Below are 441 nucleotides of genomic sequence, written 5' to 3'. Positions count from 1 at the left end.
TCTCTCTGGGATCTTTGACTTTCGATCAGCAGGCGGGTGGAGTGTAGCGACGTCCATCCCAAGTGCCGATTCATCAGTGTATCCGAACAGCTGTTTGGCGCTCTCGTTCCACGTCTGGATCTGCCCGTCTTCATTGATGGCGAGGAAAGCATACTCGTCAACGCTTTCAATCAATAATCGGAATCGCTCGCGCTCTGCAAGCAATTTCTGTTCGCGCTCTCTGCGTTCAGTAATATCCTGCTGGATACCGATGTAGTTCTCGACAGTACCGTGTTTGTCTGTAACGGGTGTGATCGAGAGCTGACTCCAGTACGGTGTCCCGTCTTTTCGATAGTTTTGAATGTCAAGTGAGACCGGTTCTTCTCGGCTAATCGCTTCGCGTAGCCTCTGTTTACTTTCTGGGTCGGTGTCGTCACCCTGGAGAAACCGTGGATTTTGGCC

1 protein-coding gene is annotated in these 441 nt (G+C 51.5%); it reads right to left on the bottom strand.

Features of this window, described 5'->3' with window-relative positions; genetic code table 11:
- The coding region (locus tag EXE45_RS20055; protein ID WP_158294340.1) for a PAS domain S-box protein at positions 1-441 on the bottom strand (441 nt) is incomplete at both ends.

The sequence above is a fragment of the Halorubrum sp. SP9 genome, assembly GCF_005435015.1.
In the GTDB taxonomy this organism is placed as follows: Archaea; Halobacteriota; Halobacteria; order Halobacteriales; family Haloferacaceae; genus Halorubrum; species Halorubrum sodomense.
Note: the sequence above shows the minus strand (reverse complement) of the source record. Positions and strands in the feature narration are given on the sequence as shown.